Origin of the sequence: Pseudoxanthomonas beigongshangi, from assembly GCF_016820515.1 — a bacterium.
GTDB classification, from domain to species: domain Bacteria; phylum Pseudomonadota; class Gammaproteobacteria; order Xanthomonadales; family Xanthomonadaceae; genus Pseudoxanthomonas_A; species Pseudoxanthomonas_A beigongshangi.
Window position 1 is genome coordinate 1 of record NZ_JADHDV010000044.1, and the last position, 15542, is coordinate 15542.

The 15542-nt window shown below is 69.1% G+C and carries 17 protein-coding genes; all 17 read right to left on the reverse strand.

Annotation, left to right across the window (positions count from 1 at the left end):
• The coding region (locus IQ458_RS18840; RefSeq protein WP_203323776.1) for a hypothetical protein at nucleotides 1–195 on the reverse strand (195 nt) is incomplete at its 3' end.
• Nucleotides 192–650, reverse strand: a complete 459-nt coding sequence (fliJ, locus tag IQ458_RS18845; RefSeq protein WP_183636940.1) for a flagellar export protein FliJ — start codon at nucleotides 648–650, stop codon at nucleotides 192–194. The genes IQ458_RS18840 and fliJ, both read right to left, overlap by 4 nt.
• Nucleotides 651–653: 3 nt before the next feature.
• Complete coding sequence (gene fliI, locus IQ458_RS18850; RefSeq protein WP_183636938.1) at nucleotides 654–2036, reverse strand: flagellar protein export ATPase FliI; 1383 nt, start codon at nucleotides 2034–2036, stop codon at nucleotides 654–656.
• A complete protein-coding gene (locus IQ458_RS18855; RefSeq protein ID WP_183636936.1) occupies nucleotides 2033–2647 on the reverse strand; it encodes a FliH/SctL family protein in 615 nt (204 codons plus the stop codon). Before IQ458_RS18855 ends, fliI begins: the two co-directional genes overlap by 4 nt.
• Nucleotides 2644–3630 (reverse strand): flagellar motor switch protein FliG, encoded by a 987-nt coding sequence (fliG, locus tag IQ458_RS18860; RefSeq protein ID WP_183641068.1) that lies wholly within the window; start codon nucleotides 3628–3630, stop codon nucleotides 2644–2646. Before fliG ends, IQ458_RS18855 begins: the two co-directional genes overlap by 4 nt.
• Nucleotides 3631–3646: 16 nt before the next feature.
• The gene (gene fliF, locus IQ458_RS18865; RefSeq protein WP_203323777.1) at nucleotides 3647–5317 is read right to left on the reverse strand and encodes a flagellar basal-body MS-ring/collar protein FliF; all 1671 of its coding nucleotides are present in this window, start codon (nucleotides 5315–5317) and stop codon (nucleotides 3647–3649) included.
• Nucleotides 5318–5361: 44 nt separating this feature from the next.
• Nucleotides 5362–5709, reverse strand: a complete 348-nt coding sequence (fliE, locus tag IQ458_RS18870; protein ID WP_141452595.1) for a flagellar hook-basal body complex protein FliE — start codon at nucleotides 5707–5709, stop codon at nucleotides 5362–5364.
• A 70-nt stretch (nucleotides 5710–5779) separates the two neighbouring features.
• Nucleotides 5780–7234, reverse strand: a complete 1455-nt coding sequence (locus IQ458_RS18875; RefSeq protein ID WP_203323778.1) for a sigma-54 dependent transcriptional regulator — start codon at nucleotides 7232–7234, stop codon at nucleotides 5780–5782.
• Entirely contained in the window at nucleotides 7227–7607 is a 381-nt protein-coding gene (locus IQ458_RS18880; RefSeq protein WP_141452597.1) for a response regulator, read from the reverse strand. Before IQ458_RS18880 ends, IQ458_RS18875 begins: the two co-directional genes overlap by 8 nt.
• Before the next feature lie 12 nt (nucleotides 7608–7619).
• Nucleotides 7620–9041, reverse strand: a complete 1422-nt coding sequence (gene rpoN, locus IQ458_RS18885) for an RNA polymerase factor sigma-54 (protein WP_203323779.1) — start codon at nucleotides 9039–9041, stop codon at nucleotides 7620–7622.
• A 305-nt stretch (nucleotides 9042–9346) separates the two neighbouring features.
• Nucleotides 9347–9979: a response regulator gene (locus tag IQ458_RS18890; RefSeq protein WP_141452599.1), complete on the reverse strand. Its 633-nt coding sequence runs from the start codon at nucleotides 9977–9979 to the stop codon at nucleotides 9347–9349.
• A gap of 198 nt (nucleotides 9980–10177) precedes the next feature.
• Nucleotides 10178–10768 carry a PilZ domain-containing protein gene (locus IQ458_RS18895; protein ID WP_183636921.1) on the reverse strand — a complete coding sequence of 197 codons (591 nt, stop codon included), beginning with the start codon at nucleotides 10766–10768 and terminating at the stop codon, nucleotides 10178–10180.
• A gap of 3 nt (nucleotides 10769–10771) precedes the next feature.
• A complete protein-coding gene (locus IQ458_RS18900; protein ID WP_183636919.1) occupies nucleotides 10772–11074 on the reverse strand; it encodes a hypothetical protein in 303 nt (100 codons plus the stop codon).
• Nucleotide 11075: 1 nt separating this feature from the next.
• Nucleotides 11076–11492 (reverse strand): flagellar export chaperone FliS, encoded by a 417-nt coding sequence (fliS, locus tag IQ458_RS18905; protein WP_183636916.1) that lies wholly within the window; start codon nucleotides 11490–11492, stop codon nucleotides 11076–11078.
• Between the two features lie 44 nt (nucleotides 11493–11536).
• Nucleotides 11537–12895 carry a flagellar filament capping protein FliD gene (gene fliD, locus IQ458_RS18910; RefSeq protein WP_183636913.1) on the reverse strand — a complete coding sequence of 453 codons (1359 nt, stop codon included), beginning with the start codon at nucleotides 12893–12895 and terminating at the stop codon, nucleotides 11537–11539.
• 389 nt (nucleotides 12896–13284) lie between these two features.
• On the reverse strand, nucleotides 13285–14466 hold the full coding sequence (locus IQ458_RS18915) for a flagellin (protein WP_183636910.1): 1182 nt from the start codon (nucleotides 14464–14466) through the stop codon (nucleotides 13285–13287).
• A gap of 85 nt (nucleotides 14467–14551) precedes the next feature.
• A partial coding sequence (locus IQ458_RS18920; RefSeq protein WP_203323780.1) for a flagellin occupies nucleotides 14552–15542 on the reverse strand: 991 nt, incomplete at its 5' end.

Consider the following 15542-nt stretch of genomic DNA (forward strand, 5'->3'; position numbering starts at 1 on the left):
AGCGGCGTCGCGCTGGCGCTTGCCGGCCGGTGCGGCGGATTCCGCGCGGGCACCGGGCGCATCGCGGCGCAGCAACTGGTCGAAGGCGGGTTTCTTCGCCGAGGGTTCGGCCGTGCGCGGACCGTTCGCGCCGGCGCTGCCGGCACCCGCGTTCGCGCCCACGCCGCCCAGCCAACTGGAAGCATCCGCCTTCACTTGCTCTCCTCGGTTTCCTCGGCGGCGGTCGCCGCCAGGCGCGCGCGGCGCGCGCCCAGATCATCCATCTCGCGCTGGTTGCGGCGCTCGACCACCTGGTGCTCCTGCACCCGGTAGCTGGCGGCCAGTTGTTCCAGCACCTGCTTGTCGCGGCTGGCCAGCAGCAGCCGGTCGCGCTCGATGTCCACGCTGGCGCGGCTGCGATCCACGGTCTGCACCTGCTGCTGCACCGCGCTGTCCAGGCGATCCAGGAAGGCCCGCCGGTTGGCCAGCTGCGCCGGGCTGGTCGCGGCCATCTGGCTGCCGGCGTATTCGTCGGCGTAGCGACGCAGTTCCTCCAGCCGCGATTCGTGCATCGCCAGCGTGCGCTGGCGCTCGGCCAGATCGCGGGCGACCGCGTCTTCCTTCTCCTGGGCGCGGCGCAGCAGCGGGTCGATTCGACGGGATTGCATCATGGCTTAGGGTTCCTTGCGGGCTTGCGCATTGCGTTCGACCAGTTGCTCCAGCGCATCGCGGCTGTCCCGCAGATCCGCCGAGCGGGCCACGTCCTGGCCGAGGAATTCGACGATCTCCGGCCATCGCTCCAAGGCCTCGTCGACGGTCGGATCGCTGCCGCGCTGGTAGGCGCCGATGGCGATCAGGTCGCGGTTGCTGGTGTAGGCCGACAGCAGCCGCTTCAGTTTGCGGATGCGATCGCGCCAGGTCTCGTCGGCGATTTCGGTGACCACGCGGCTGACCGAGGATTCCACGTCGATGGCCGGATACAGGCCGCTGTCGGCGACCCGGCGCGAGAGCAGGATGTGGCCGTCGAGGATGGCGCGGGCGGCGTCGGCGATCGGATCCTGCGGATCGTCGCCTTCGGTCAGCACGGTGTAGAAGGCGGTGATCGAGCCGCGTCCGGCCGAACCGTTGCCGGCGCGCTCGACGAGCGCGGGCAGGCGCGCGAACACCGACGGTGGATAACCGCGGGTGGTCGGTGGTTCGCCCACCGACAGGCCGATCTCGCGCTGGGCCTGGGCGAAACGGGTCAGCGAATCCATCAGCAGCAGGACGTTCAAACCCTGGTCGCGGAACCACTCGGCGATCGCGGTGGCGCGATAGGCGCCCTGCAGGCGCGCCAGCGGCGGACGATCGGCCGGACTGGCCACCACCACTGCGCGCGCCAGGCCCGCCGGGCCGAGCGTGCTTTCGACGAAGTCGCGCACTTCGCGCCCGCGTTCGCCGATCAGGCCGACCACGATCACGTCGGCGGCGGTGTAGCGGGTCATCATGCCCAGCAGGGTCGACTTGCCGACGCCGGAGCCGGCGAACAGGCCCACGCGCTGGCCGCGGCCGATGGGCAGCAGCGCGTTGATCGCGCGCACGCCCACGTCCAGCGGCTGGGTGATGGGTTCGCGCGAGAGCGGATTGATCGCCACGCCGGACAGGCTGACGGTGGACTCGGCGCGGATCGGGCCGCGCCCGTCCAGCGGCACGCCGTCCGAGTCGATGACCCGGCCGAGCAGGCCTTCGCCGACTTCCACGCCGCCGCGCCGGCGCAGCGGCACCACCCGCGCGTTCGGCAGCAGGCCGTGCAGTTCGGCGCTGGGCATCAGGTAGGTGCGTTCGCCGGAGAAGCCGACCACTTCCGCGTCGACCCAGCCGCCATCGACCACTTCGACCTTGCAGGTGGCGCCCAGCGGCGCCTCGCAGCCGATCGCCTCCAGGGTCAGGCCGACCGCGCGGCGCAGGATGCCCTCGCGGATCAGGCCGTGGCTGCCGAGGGTGGGGCGGATCTGCGACAGCCGCGCGGCCAGCCGCAGGTCGCGGGCATTCAGCCATTCCAGCGGTTGCGCGCTCATCCGAGGGCGCCTCCGCGCTGCAATACGTTTTCCAGCGCACCGCGCAGGCGCGCTTCCAGGGTGCCGTCGATGCGCACGCTCTCGGCGTGCACGCGCAGGTCGCCGCGGCTGAGCGAGGTGTCGGCGGTCAGCCGGGTGGTCGGCATCATCGACAGCACCGGCGTCAACGCGGCGATGTCGTCCGGATGCAGGCGCAATTCGACTTCGCGACTGGTGCCCCCTACCGCGTCGAGCGCGGCGCTGGCCAGTTCCGACAGCAGCATCGGGTCGGCCTGGTAGGCGCGTCCGACCAGGCTGCCGGCGATGCGCACCGCCAGTTCCGACAGCGCGCCCATCACTTCGTTCTCCAGCCGATCCAGCGGGCGCGAGAAATTGTCCAGGATGCCTTCGATCTGCGCGGTCAACCGGCGCACCTCGGCCTGGCCCTGGGCGAAACCCTCGGCGTGGCCCTCGGTACGGCCGCGCTCCAGCCCCTCGCGATAGGCGGCTTCCTCGATCGCCTGGATTTCCTCCAGGCTCGGCGGACGCAACACCGGCGGCGGCTCGGCCTCCGGCGCGCGGCGGGCCACGAAATCCAGCGGCGGGGCCATCCAGCGCACCGGATCGTTCATACCATCTCCTCACTGCTGGCGTTGAGCGAGATGACGCCCTGGTCGGCCAGGCGGCGGACGATGGCGAGGATTTCCTTCTGCGCGCCTTCCACGTCCGACAGCCGCACCGGACCGCGCGCCTCCATGTCCTCCATCAGGATCTGCGCGGCGCGCTGGGACATGTTGCGGGTGATCTTCTCGCGCACCTTGGCGTCGGCGCCGCGCAGGGCCAGGCCCAGGCGGTCGTTGGGCACTTCGCGCAGCATCGCCTGCAGTTCGCGATCGTCCAGGTCGATCAGGTTGTCGAACACGAACATCAGGTCCTGGATGCGCGCGCCCAGGTCGGCGTCGATGTGGTTGATCGCGCCCAGGATGGTCTGGTCCTGGCCACTGTCCATGAAATTGAGGATGTTCGCGGCCACCTTGATGCCGCCGATGCTGGAGGACTTCAGGTTCTGGTTGCCGGAGAACTGGCGCTCCATGATCTCGTTGAGTTCGTTGAGCGCGTTCGGCGGGATGCCGTCGAGGGTGGCGATGCGCAGCAGCACGTCCGAGCGGGCGCGTTCGGGCAGCATCTTCAGGGTCTCGGCGGCCTGGTCGCTGTCCAGGTGCGAGAGCACGATGGCGATGATCTGCGGGTGCTCGTTGCGCACCAGATCCGCAATCGCGCGCGGGTCCATCCACTTCAGGGTGTCCAGGCCGGTGGTGTTGCGCCCCAGCAGGATGCGATCGATCAGGCTGCCGGCCTTGTCCTCGCCCAGCGCCTGCACCAGCACCTTGCGCACGTAGTCGTCGGCGCCCATGCCCAGCGAGGTCTGCTTCTCCAGCGAGTGGTTGAAGCTGTCCATCACCTGCAGCACCTGTTCGCGGCTGATGCCGCTGATGGTGGCCATGGCGATGCCGAGCTTCTGCACTTCCTTGGCGTTCATGTGCTTGAGCACTTCGGCGGCGTCCTGCTCGCCCAGCGAGAGCAGCAGGACGGCGGCGCGCTGCACGCCGGTCAGTTCGGTGTCGTTGGGATTAATCATCGCTGGCCACCCAGTCCTTCACCACCTGCGCGACCTGCTTGGAATCGTTCTTGACCGCCTCGCGGGCGTGGCGCAGGCGGTCCTCGTAGGCATCGGAGGCCAGCGCGCGCGGCACGCTGATCTCGGCATGGTCCTGGCGCAGCGCGGCGACGATGCGGGCATCCTCGTCGCCTTCGTCGACCAGGCTCACGTCCACCGCGTCGGGGGCGGCCTTTTTCGCGCGGGGCTGGATGATCTGGCGCATCGCCGGGCGCAGCACGCCGAACAGCAGCGCCAGCACCACGATCGCGCCCAGGCCATAGCGGGCGACGTCGCGCACCATCGGGTTCTGCAGCCACGGGCTTTCCCAGAACGGCACGTCCTCCACCGGCACAGGCTCGCGCACGAACGGCGCGTTCATCACCGACACCGAGTCGCCGCGCGCGGCGTCGAAGCCCACCGCTTCCTTCACCAGCGCCTCGACCCGGGTGAGGGTGGCCGCGTCCAGCGGCACCATCGTGGTCTTGCCGTTGGCGCCGGCGCGCGGCACGTGATCGACCAGCACCGCGGCGGTGACCCGGCGTACCCGGCCGGCGGGCTGGCGGGTGTGTTGCAGGGTGCGATCCATCTCGAAGTTGCGGGTCGCGCTGCTGGCGGTCTCCACCGGCGCCTCGGGATTGGGCGCGGCGGCGGCGTTGGGACCGGGCGGGGTATTGCTGGTCGCGCCGGGCACGCCCTCCGGTCCCGGCTTGGCGAGCGTGTTCTGGCTGACCTGCTCGCTGCGCACCTTGGCCGGATCGTTGGCGAAGGTCTCGCGCGCTTCCTCGACCACCGAGAAGTCCATGTCCACCGCGACCTCGGCGTTGATCCGGCCGGGGCCGGTCAGCGGTTCCAGCAATTCCTTGATGCGCTGGTTGAGCGAGGTTTCCAGCTTGCGCACACGCTCGAACTGGGCGGCGTTGAGCGCGGCCTCGCTGTTGGGATCGCTGATGGTCAGCATGCGGCCGCTCTGGTCGACCACGGTGACGCGTTCCGGCGCCAGGTCCGGAATGCTCGAGGACACCAGGTGCACGATGGCATCGACCTGGTTGCGTTCCAGCATCGCGCCCGAACGCAGTTCCAGCACCACCGAGGCGCTGGCGACCTCGCGCTGGCGGGTGAACGCGCTGGGCTTGGGAATGGCCAGGTGCACCCGCGCGTCACGGACCGGGCGCAGGGTGGTGATGGTGCGCACCAGCTCGGTTTCCAGCGCGTGCTGGTAGCGGGCGTTCTCGACGAACTGGCTGACGCCGAAACCGGGATCGCGTTCCATCAACTCGAAGCCGAGCCGGCCGTTCTCGGCCAGGCCCGAACCGGCCAGTTTCAGGCGGGCGTCGTGCAGGTTCTCGGCGGGCACCGAAATCGCGCCGCTGGCCTGATCCAGCTGGAACGGAATCTGCGCGGCGCGCAGCAGGTCGGCGGCCTCGGCGGTGGCCTTGGGGTCCAGGCCGGTGTAGAGCGGGGTGAAGTCGGGCTTCTGCGACCAGAAGAACACCATCAGGCCGACCGCGACCGCACCGGCGATCATCAGCAGCGTGCCGAGCTGGCGGAACACCGGGAAGTCCTGGATCTTGGTCAGCGCGGCGCCGGCCTTCTCGGCGCTCAGCGATTCCTTCAGTGATTCCTTGGACAGGGTCAGGGCCATGGGCGTGCGGTTCCGGTGCGTTCGGGCTCAGGCGGTGCGGTGGGTTACAGCGGCATGTTCATCACGTCCTGGTAGGCCTGGACGAGACGGTTGCGGACTTCGACGGTGGCGCGGAAAGCGACCTGCGACTGCTGGGCGGCGACCATCACCCGCGCCAGATCGGCGCGCGGGTCACCGAGTTCGAACGCCTGCGACAGCGCGCCAGCGGTCTTCTGAGCGTCGTTGACGCCCTGCAACGCGTTCTGCAGGGTCTCGCCGAAGCTGGGCGCCTTGACCGCGGGCTGGCCGAACTGGACCGCATTCGGGTTCTGCACCGGCTCCAGCGCGCGCGTGCCCAGCTGGTGCTGGTAGCTGCGGATCTGCGAGAGGATGGAGGCGACGGAATCGGACATGGGCGCGGTTCGGCGGAGTGTCTGGACTCATCGTTGCAAGATGCGTGCCGCAACCGCCGCGCCGGGCCTGTCAGTTTTCCGTCGCCAGCGCATCCTCGCGTTCGACGCCGTACTTGCGCAGCTTTTCCACCAGGGTGGTGCGGCGCAGGCCGAGCAACTGGGCCGCGTGTGCGACCACGCCGCCGGCGCGATCCAGCGCGTCGCGAATCAGGTTCAATTCGATGCGGGCGATGTGCTCGCGCAGGTCGATGCCGTCTTCGGGCAGGCGATCGGACGCGGCGACGGTCGTGATCTGGGTTTCCATGGGCGCCGTACCGCTGCTTTCCGCGCGGGGCGCCGGCGCGGCCGCCGGCACCGGCAGCACGCCGTCCTCCGGCAGGTAGCGGCGCGGCAGGTCCTGCACCCGCACCAGCCCGCCGGGGTGCAGCACCGCCATGCGCTCGACCAGGTTGGTCAGTTCGCGCACGTTGCCCGGCCAGGGATAGAAACGCAGCGCCTGCAGGGTCTCGTCGGCGAAGCGCACTTCACCGCGGCCGGTGCGGGCCAATTGCATCGCCAGGGTGGTGACCAGCGCCGGCAGATCGTCGAGGCGCTCGCGCAGCGCGGGCATCTCGATCGGGAACACGTTGAGCCGATAGAACAGATCCTCGCGGAAGTGGCCTTCGGCGATGCGATCCTCCAGGTTGCGGTGGGTCGCGGCGATCACCCGCACGTTGCAGCGGATGGTCTGGTTGCCGCCGACGCGCTCGAAGCTGCGCTCCTGCAGCACGCGCAGCAGCTTGACCTGCATCGGCAGGCTCATGTCGCCGATTTCGTCCAGCAGCAGAGTGCCGCCCTCGGCCATCTCGAAGCGGCCCTTGCGCGCGCTCAGCGCGCCGGTAAAGGCGCCCTTCTCGTGGCCGAACAGTTCGCTTTCCAGCAGGTCCGGCGGAATCGCGCCGCAGTTGATGGCCACGAACGGACCGTCGCGGCGCGGCGAATGCTCGTGGATGGCGCGCGCCACCACTTCCTTGCCGGTGCCGGATTCGCCCAGCACCAGCACGGTGGTGTCGAACGCGGCGACCTGGTCGATCAGCCGGCGCAGGCGCACCACCGCCGGACTGTTGCCGGTCGGACCGTTGCCCTGCGCGGTCTGCGCCTGGTGCTCGGTGTCCAGCCGCTTGAGGCTGGCCCGGCGCAGGCAGCTTTCCAGCTGGCTGTGGCGGATCGGGGTATCCAGCGGCCACACCCCGGCCTCGTGCAGGCCGTGGGCGGTGGCGAACGCGGCCGGTTCGGCCTCCAGCAGCAGCACCGGCGGCGGCAACGGCGCATCGCCCAGCCAGGCGAACAGCGCGCGGGTGGACGGGCCGTCCTCGATCCGGCCGACGATCACCGCCATGAAGTCGTGCGGGCGGTGCCGGCGGATGTCGACGTCGCCGGCCTCGGCGGCCCAGCGCGGGGTCAGGTCCATGAACTCCAGCAGGTCGGTCACCCGCACCGCGCGGGCGGCATCGGCGTCAAGGACAAGGATTCGGGATTCACTCATGGCGGTTGTCTCGGAACTTTTCCAGGATGGGGAGGACTTCCTGGATGTAGGAAAGCTTGCTGACGAATTCGTCGGCGCCGGCGCGGCTGGCGTGCTCGCGGTGTTCGGCGTCGTCGAAGTGGCTGGCGATGACCACGAACGGCGGCTGGTCCTGGGTCTTGATCAGGCGGGTGGCCTGCAGGCCGCCCATCTCGGGCATCGCCAGGTCCATCAGCACCACGTCCGGGCGCAGCGACTCCGAACGCTCGATCGCCTCCAGGCCGTTGCTGGCCCGGCCGACGATGTCCAGCCAGTCCAGCTTGCGCAGGTGGCGGATGGCCGCGTTGATGAAACCCTCGTGGTCGTCCACCAGCAGTACGGTGATCTTGTTCATGCGCGTGCTTCCTTATCCGGCCCTGGCCAAGGCCGACACGTTACCGCGCCGGCGGTCGCGTGCGGAGGCGATGTCCAACTGTTCCCGATACTTGGCGACCGTGCGGCGGGCGATGTGGATGCCCTGACGGGCCAGCAGGCCGGCGATCGCCTCGTCGGCCAGCGGCTTGTGCGCCGGTTCGTTCTCGATCAGGCGGCGGACCATCGCGCGCACCGCCGGGCCGGACACGCTGGCGCCCTCCAGGCGGACGGCGAAGAAATGCTTCAGCTCGAAGGTGCCGCGCGGGGTCTGCATGTACTTGCCGGTGGTGATGCGCGAGACGGTGGACTCGTGCATGCCGATTTCATCGGCGATTTCCTTCAGGGTCAGCGGCGCCATCGCCTCGTCGCCATGGGCGAGGAAGCCGGCCTGGCGCTCGACGATCGCGCGGGCGGTGCGCAGCAGGGTTTCATAGCGCATCGACAGGCCGCGGGTCAGCCAGCGCGCTTCCTGCAGCAGCTCGCGCAGGCGGCGGGCGCCGTCGCCTTGTTCGGCCTTCGAATCCAACTGGTCCAGCGCGCGCTCGTGCAGCGGCGAGACCGACAGGCGCGGGGTGGTGGCCGGATTCAGCGCGACCCGCCACGCGCAGTCGGCATGCCAGGCGACCACGTCCGGCACGATGTGGCCGGTGGGGGCGGTCAGCAGGGTTTCGGCCGGGCGCGGCTGCAGCGACAGGATCAGGCGGATGCCTTCGCGGATCTGTTCCGGATCCAGGTGCAGGCGCGCGGCCAGTGCGTTTTCGTCGTGCGCGGCCAGCAGGTCCAGCGCTTCGTCGAGGATGCGGGCGGCGATGTGGCGGGCCGGCACGCGGCCGGGCAGGGCGGCCAGCTGCGCCCGCAGGCATTCGCGCAGGTCGCGCGCGGCCAGGCCGGCGCATTCGCCGTGCAGGATGCGCTGGCGGATCGTTTCGGCGGCCGCGGCGGTGATGGCGAAGCGCTCGGCGGCCTGGGCGGCCAGCGCATCCGCGTCGGCACCCAGGTAACCGGCCTCGTCGGTGTGTTCGAGCCAGAACGCGGCCACGGCCAGCGCGGGCGCGTCCAGTTCCAGCGCCAGCGACTGCAGCGCGCGCACCTGCGGGTCGGTGCTGCCGGCGTCTTCCAGGCGCTGCAGGCGGTCGTCGTCGCCTTCCTGCCAGCCGCCGCCATGCACGTCCCACATCGAGGTTTCGGGCAGTTCGTCGAAGGCGGCGGTTTCCAGCGGGGCGCTGGCGGCGTCGCCCTGCTCGCCGACGGCGACGGGCTCCTCTTCCAGTTCCAGCAGCGGATTGGCGTCCAGCGCGCGGCGGACTTCCATTTCCAGTTGCAGGCCGTCCAGTTGCAGCAGCCGGATCGATTGCAGCAGCTGCGGCGTGAGGTGCAGTTGCTGGCCGAGCTGCGTGGTGAGTCCCGTCTTCATCCCCAAATCCCCATTCGCCGCGTTTGCATCGTTGCCCCGATTCGACGTTCACGTGGATTTCACGTCGTGGGGAAACTTTGCGCCGCGCGCGGCGGAAAAAGAATCAGGGCGTTTCTGGTTGTGGTGGGGGCATGCCCGAGGGCGCTGTCAGGGATTTCCTGACATCGCCGGACTTTGGACGCGATGGGGTGTCGGGGGAATGGCGGGGAGAGCGCCGTCGGGGGGCCTGGGGAGGACCTGGCGACGGTGCGCCGCCGCGGGAACGGCGGACGCCCCCTTGTCTTGCAAGGCCCGGGCCAGAAACCTCAGGCCAGATCGTTCTGGTGGCGCGCGGCCAGCAGCAGCAGGTCGTTGGCGCGCCGGCAGCCCAGTGATTCCATCATCCGCGCGCGATGGGTTTCCACCGTCTTGACGCTGATGCCCAGGTGCGCGGCGATTTCCTTGCTGCTCATGCCACCGCCCAGCTTGCGCAGGATCTGGCGCTGGCGCGGCGACAGCGCGTCGATGCCGGTCGGCCGCGCCTGGCCCAGCATCGGCGCCAGCATCTTCGACGACACCTGCGGACTCAGGAACACCTGGCCGGCGGCGGCCGCGCGCAGGGCCAGTTCCAGTTCCATCGGCGCGGCCTCCTTGACCACGAAGCCGGCGCAGCCGCGATCCAGCGCGCTGCGCACCTGGCCGGGATCGTTGTGCATCGACATGATCACGACCTTGGTCTGCGGCAGCGATTCCTTCAGCGGCTTGAGCAGATCCAGCCCGCTGCGATCGGGCAGCGACAGGTCAAGCAGGATGACGTCGGGCCGGTGGATGGCGGCCATGTCCAGCGCCTGTTGCGCGTCCGAAGCCTCCGCCACCACATCCACGTCCGCGATCGACTGGAGCAAGCGGCCGATGCCGGCACGCACCAGGGTATGGTCATCAACGATCAGGACACGCACTGGAAGGGGCAGGGCTCGTGGGGAGGTCGCGCCACGATAGCGGCCCGTCGGGATCCCGCCAATGTTACTTAAGTGTCGAAGCCGTCAAAGCTTGAAGTTCGTCACACAAGCTTGTCCCCGGTGACGGGTTTCCGTCGAGGTGCCCGGTGCCCGTTCGGTCGGCGCCGCGTTCGCGGACGTGAGCGACGGTGATGAACCTCAGTCGGCCTGGCGCGCCATCAGCCGCGCTTCGGCGATCTGGCGGCGGTGCAGCCGGAACAGGTGGCGCTCCAGCGCGTCGGCCAGGCCGGCGCCGAGCGGTGCGAAGCGCAGCCACAGGTGATGCAGGCCATCGGCGGTGGCGGACGTCGCCAGTACCCGTGCCGGCAGTTCGATGTGATCGCTGAGCCAGTTCGCCGGCTCAATCAAGGCCACCCCGGCATCGCCCTGGGCGAGGCCGAACGGCTGCGTGGCATCCAGGCGCAGGCCCAGGTGCGACCAGCGCAGTCCGCGCAGGGGCGGGGCGTCGTCGCGCTGGCGCGCCAGCTTGCCGACCAGGTTCATCAGCAGATCGACCTTGGCTTCCAGGCGCTGGAACGAGATCGACGGCTCGCCCTTGCGATCGTCGGTGTCGTCGCCGCGCGCGTCCTCGGCGACCGCCAGCGCATGCAGCAGCGATTCTGCCGCGGCCGGCGGCTGGCGCGCCTCGCCGACGCGGAATCCCGCCGGCAGCCAGGCTTCGCAGGTCAGGGCATCGCCGAACAGTTCGGTTTCCGCCGGATGGTTCAGCAGGGGCACGCGCGTGGGCATGGCTCAGGCTCCCGGTGTCGACAGATAGGCGCGCGCGGCGCGCTCGGCCTGTTGCGATTCGCGCAGCTTGCGCGCGGCCGCGTCGCGGGCGTCGCGCAGGCGGTCCTGCAACTGCAACTGCGCGTACAGCAGGTTGGACAGCGTGTCGGTGCCGGTATCGCGGCCCTGCGGGGCCTGCATGAAATCGCGGACATCGCGATCATGCTGGTCCAGCAGGCCCTGCACGGTGTCCAGATCGCCGTTCTGCAGGCTGTCGTGCATGGCCTGCAATTGCGCGAACAGGGCGTCCATCGACACCGCGGTCATCTCAGGCTCCCTGGACCGCGGCCGGACGCTGTCGCTGTTCGGCGGGGATGGCGTTCCAGGCCGACTCGATCTCGCCCAGCAGTTCCAGCGATTCGCGCAGCGCGGCCGCGTCGTTGTGCAGGTTGGCCTCGATCAACCGGCCCTGCAGGTAGTCGTACAGCGCCGACAGGCTGCCGGCGATCTCGCCGCCGGCCTCGTGGTCCAGCGAACCGTTGAGATGGCCGATGATCGCGCAGACCTCGCCGATCGCCTTGCCCTTGCGGGCCAGATCGCCGTGCTCCACGCAGGCCTCCGCCAGCCGGATGCGATCGCAGGCGCCGGCCAGCAACAACGCGACCAGGCGGTGCGGATCGGCTTCCATCACGGCGCTGCTGATGCCCGTGTTGCGGTACTGCGCGGCGTAAGAATGGGCTGACATTCCTTCTATCTCCTGTCTCCCGCGGACTCCCCGCGGAGGTGGCCTTACTGGGAGGCCAGTGCAGCAAGCTGCTGCGAAAGGTACGAACTGGTGCTGTTCATCCGCGACATCATGTTGTCCAGCGCCACGAACTGCGCCTTGTAGCGATTGCCGACCGATTCCATGCGCGTATCCAGCGCCTTGCGCTGGTTGCCGATGTCCTTGAGCTGGGCGTTGAGGCCGTCGGTGCGCCGGGTGAGCGAGCCTTCCTTGCCGATGTAGGTGCCCACGGTCGTCTGCAGCTTGGCCGCGAAACCGCTGTCGCCGGTGAAGGCGACGCGCACCTTTTCCGGATTGGACGTCATCAGCGCATCGAACTTGGCCGTGTCCAGGGTCAGGGTGCCGTCCGAGGACGGATAGCCCTTGGTCTGCAGGCCCAGGGTCTTGGCGTCCAGGCCCTGCTTGGCGAGTTCGCCGAGCAGGTCGCCCAGCACGCCGCGCATCTGGCCGGCGATGCCGCGCATCTGCGCGTCGCCGGTGAGCGCGGACGGGGTGTCGGTGCCGGCGTCATACTGGGTGGAGCTGTTGATCGCGGTGATCGCGCCGTTGTACGCGGTGACGAAGTCCTGCACCAGCTTGCGGCTGGCGGCCACGTCGGCGGACACGGTCACGGTGCTGGTGCCCTTGGCCTTCAGGTCCAGGGTCAGGCCCGGCACCGCGTCGGTGATCTTGTTGCTGCTGGCGGTCACGGTCAGGCCGTCGATCGACACCCGGGCGTCGGCGGCCGGGACCCGTTCGACCATGCTGTTGACCAGGTTCTGCAGATCCGCGCCGCCCTCGCTGAAGGCCAGCGAGATGCCGTTGGCGGCGCCGGTTTTGTCCGAGGCCACCGACAGGAACAGGCCGTCGTTGGACGTGATCACGCTGGCCTGCACGCCCTTGCTGCGCGCGGCGTCGTTGATCGCGCTGCGCACGTCGACCAGCTTGGCGCCTTCGGCGATGGTGATGTCGAGCGTCTCGCCGCCCACCGTCAGCGTCAGTTTGCCGGCGCCGAAGGTCTGCTCGGCGGTGACGGGCAGGTCGGCGGTCCACTTGTTGGCGCTGGCCAGGTCGAGCACCTGGATGGTGTAGTCGCCGCTGGGCGTGCCCTTGCCGGCGGTCGCGCCCAGCACGGTGTCGGTGCCGACCTTGCTGGTGCGACTGTCGAAGGCATCGGCGGCCTTGAGTGCCTTCAGCGCGGTTTCCAGGGTGCTGAAGGCCGAGCTGACCGTGCCCAGCGCGGAGACCTTGAACTTGGCGCTCGACTCGATGCGGTTGAGGCGGGCGTCGGCGGGCTTGCGGTCCGCTGCCACCAGTTTCTCCACCATGCCGGTGATGTCCAGGCCGGAGCCGACACCACCGTAACCGAGCGAGTAGTCTGCCATCGAGGATCTCCTGTCGTGCCCGTTCCGGAACGGGCGTCGGGACGAACCTGGCATCCTTGATGGATGGCGGCGTCGCCCGTGTAGTGGTAACGGCCTCCGGAGGCCGATCTTTAGCCCGCATTTCTCCGTCTCCCGCCGCCGTGGCTTGAGCCCCGGTCGGCGAGAAATGCGGGACGACCGGCGTGATGCAGGATTTGTGCCAGTGAAGCCGGGATTGGGGATTCGGGATTGGGGATCAGTGCTTTTGCCAATCCCGAATCCCCAATCCCGAATCCCCAAAAAAGAAACCCCTCCCGTTTCCGGAAGGGGTTTGGGTACTGCCAAGACGGAGGGAGACGAATCCGTCCGTATGCGACAGGAAGCTGAAACAGTGGAGCGGACGAAACCGATCAGCGCAGCAGGCTGAGCACGTTCTGCGGCACCTGGTTGGCCTGGGCCAGCATGGCCGTGCCGGCCTGCTGCAGGATCTGGGTGCGGGTCAGTTCCGCGGTTTCCTTGGCGAAGTCCGTGTCGCGGATGCGGCTGCGCGAAGCGGCCAGGTTTTCCGAGCTGGTCTGCAGGTTGGCGACCACCGAGGTGAAGCGGTTCTGCACCGCACCCAGGTCGGCGCGCGCGCTGTTGACCGAGGTCAGGGCGGCATCGACGATTTCCAGCGCCTTCTGCGCGCCTTCGAAAGTGGTGATGTCCAGGTCCTTGGCGAAGCTGGCGGTGGTGGTGGCCGCGGCGGTGGCATCGGCGATGCCGGTCAGGCCGATTTCGGTGGCGCCACCGGTGATGGTGCCGGCGGTGATGTCGAAGTCCTTGCCCGCCTTGACCGAGGTCATGATCACCTTGCCGGCGTCGGCGCCGGTGCCGACCGAGGCGGCCACGCCGGTCTCGCCCAGCTTGGCGTTCACGGCCGTGGCGATCGCCTGGGCGATGTCCGCGCCGGCCGCGCCGTTCTTCCACTCCACGTCGGCGATGGTCACGCCGTTGACCTGCATGCCCGCCAGCTTGCCGTCGGCGGTGGCCGCGGCGGCCGCGGTGGTGGCGGTCTGCTTGGCGGCGAACTTGACGTTGCCCAGCGCGTTGGCGCGGGCGTCGACCACCTTGTCGATGGCGATGGCCTGCGAGGCGTTGGCACCGACCTGGAACAGCTGGCTGGTGAACGAGCCGTCCAGCAGCTTGGTGCCGTTGAAATCGGCCTGCTTGGCGACGCGGTCGATTTCCGAGGTCAGCTGCTTGACTTCGGCGTTCAGCGCGGCGCGGTCGGATGACGAGTTGCTGGCGTTGGCCGACTGCACCGACAGCTCGCGGATGCGCTGCAGGTTGTTGCCGATTTCGGTCAGCGAGCCTTCGGCGACCTGGGCCAGCGAGATGCCGTCGTTGGCATTGCGCACGGCCACGTCCAGACCGCGGATCTGGGTGCTGAAGCGTTCGGAGATGGCCAGGCCGGCGGCGTCGTCCTTGGCGCTGTTGATGCGCAGGCCGGAAGACAGCCGCTGGATGGTGGTGGCCAGCGATGCGCCGCTGGTGCCGAGATTGCGCTGTGCGTTCAGCGAAATCGTGTTGGTGTTGATGACTTGTGCCATGAAAGATTTCCTTCAGTGTTGCGACCGGGGTGGTGCCTGGCCGGGGCGGACGGGGAAAGAGTCCGCCCCGGCTTTGTCTCCGTGATTAGCGGAGCAGGCTGAGAACGTTCTGCGGCACCTGGTTGGCCTGGGCCAGCATGGCCGTGCCGGCCTGCTGCAGGATCTGGGTGCGGGTCAGCTCGGCGGTTTCCTTGGCGAAGTCCGTATCGCGGATGCGGCTGCGCGAAGCGGCCAGGTTTTCCGAGCTGGTCTGCAGGTTGGCGACCACCGAGGTGAAGCGGTTCTGCACCGCACCCAGGTCGGCGCGCGCGCTGTTCACCGCGGTCAGCGCCTTGTCGACGATTTCCAGCGCCTGCTGGGCACCCTTGAAGGTGGAGATGTCCAGGTTGCTGGCGTACTGGTTGGCCGGGGCCGCCGCCGCCGCCGTGGCGGTGAAGGTCGGCGCGGCGATGCCGGTCCAGGTGCCGACCGTGGCGGTGATGGCCTTGAAGCTGCCGTCGGCGTTGACGCTGTCCTTGACCGAGGTCAGATCGATGCCGGTGCCGGCGGCGTTGACTTCGGCGTACACGCCGCTTTCGCCCATCTTGGCGTTGATGGCGGTCACCAGCGCCGCACGCGCGGCCTTGCCGGTGGTGGCCGCGTCGGCGCCCTGCTTGACGTCGACGGTATCGATGGCGACGCCGTTGATGACTAGGCCGGTGACCTTGACGTCGCCGTTGGTGCCCGGATCCGCGGCGGCCAGCGCGTTCTTGTCGAACTTGGCGCCGCCCAGCGCGTTGGCCTTGGCGTCGACCACCTTGTCGATGGCGATGGCCTGCGAGGCATTGGCGCCGACCTGGAACAGCTGGCTGGTGAACGAGCCGTCCAGCAGCTTGGTGCCGTTGAAATCGGCCTGCTTGGCGACGCGGTCGATTTCGGCGGTCAGCTGCTTGACTTCGGCGTTCAGCGCGGCGCGGTCGGACGACGAGTTGGTCGCGTTGGCCGACTGCACCGACAGCTCACGGATGCGCTGCAGGTTGTTGCCGATTTCGGTCAGCGAACCTTCCGCCACCTGGGCCAGCGAGATGCCGTCGTTG

Coding starts and splice junctions, on each gene's coding strand:
- IQ458_RS18880 (WP_141452597.1), bottom strand. CDS start 7,607: ATGAACAAGATCACCGTACTGCTGGTGGACGACCACGAGGGTTTCATC.
- IQ458_RS18915 (WP_183636910.1), bottom strand. CDS start 14,466: ATGGCACAAGTCATCAACACCAACACGATTTCGCTGAACGCACAGCGC.
- IQ458_RS18900 (WP_183636919.1), bottom strand. CDS start 11,074: ATGACCGCGGTGTCGATGGACGCCCTGTTCGCGCAATTGCAGGCCATG.
- fliF (WP_203323777.1), bottom strand. CDS start 5,317: ATGGCCCTGACCCTGTCCAAGGAATCACTGAAGGAATCGCTGAGCGCC.
- IQ458_RS18875 (WP_203323778.1), bottom strand. CDS start 7,234: ATGAGTGAATCCCGAATCCTTGTCCTTGACGCCGATGCCGCCCGCGCG.
- IQ458_RS18895 (WP_183636921.1), bottom strand. CDS start 10,768: ATGCCCACGCGCGTGCCCCTGCTGAACCATCCGGCGGAAACCGAACTG.
- fliE (WP_141452595.1), bottom strand. CDS start 5,709: ATGTCCGATTCCGTCGCCTCCATCCTCTCGCAGATCCGCAGCTACCAG.
- IQ458_RS18855 (WP_183636936.1), bottom strand. CDS start 2,647: ATGAACGATCCGGTGCGCTGGATGGCCCCGCCGCTGGATTTCGTGGCC.
- fliI (WP_183636938.1), bottom strand. CDS start 2,036: ATGAGCGCGCAACCGCTGGAATGGCTGAATGCCCGCGACCTGCGGCTG.
- rpoN (WP_203323779.1), bottom strand. CDS start 9,041: ATGAAGACGGGACTCACCACGCAGCTCGGCCAGCAACTGCACCTCACG.
- fliS (WP_183636916.1), bottom strand. CDS start 11,492: ATGTCAGCCCATTCTTACGCCGCGCAGTACCGCAACACGGGCATCAGC.
- fliJ (WP_183636940.1), bottom strand. CDS start 650: ATGATGCAATCCCGTCGAATCGACCCGCTGCTGCGCCGCGCCCAGGAG.
- fliD (WP_183636913.1), bottom strand. CDS start 12,895: ATGGCAGACTACTCGCTCGGTTACGGTGGTGTCGGCTCCGGCCTGGAC.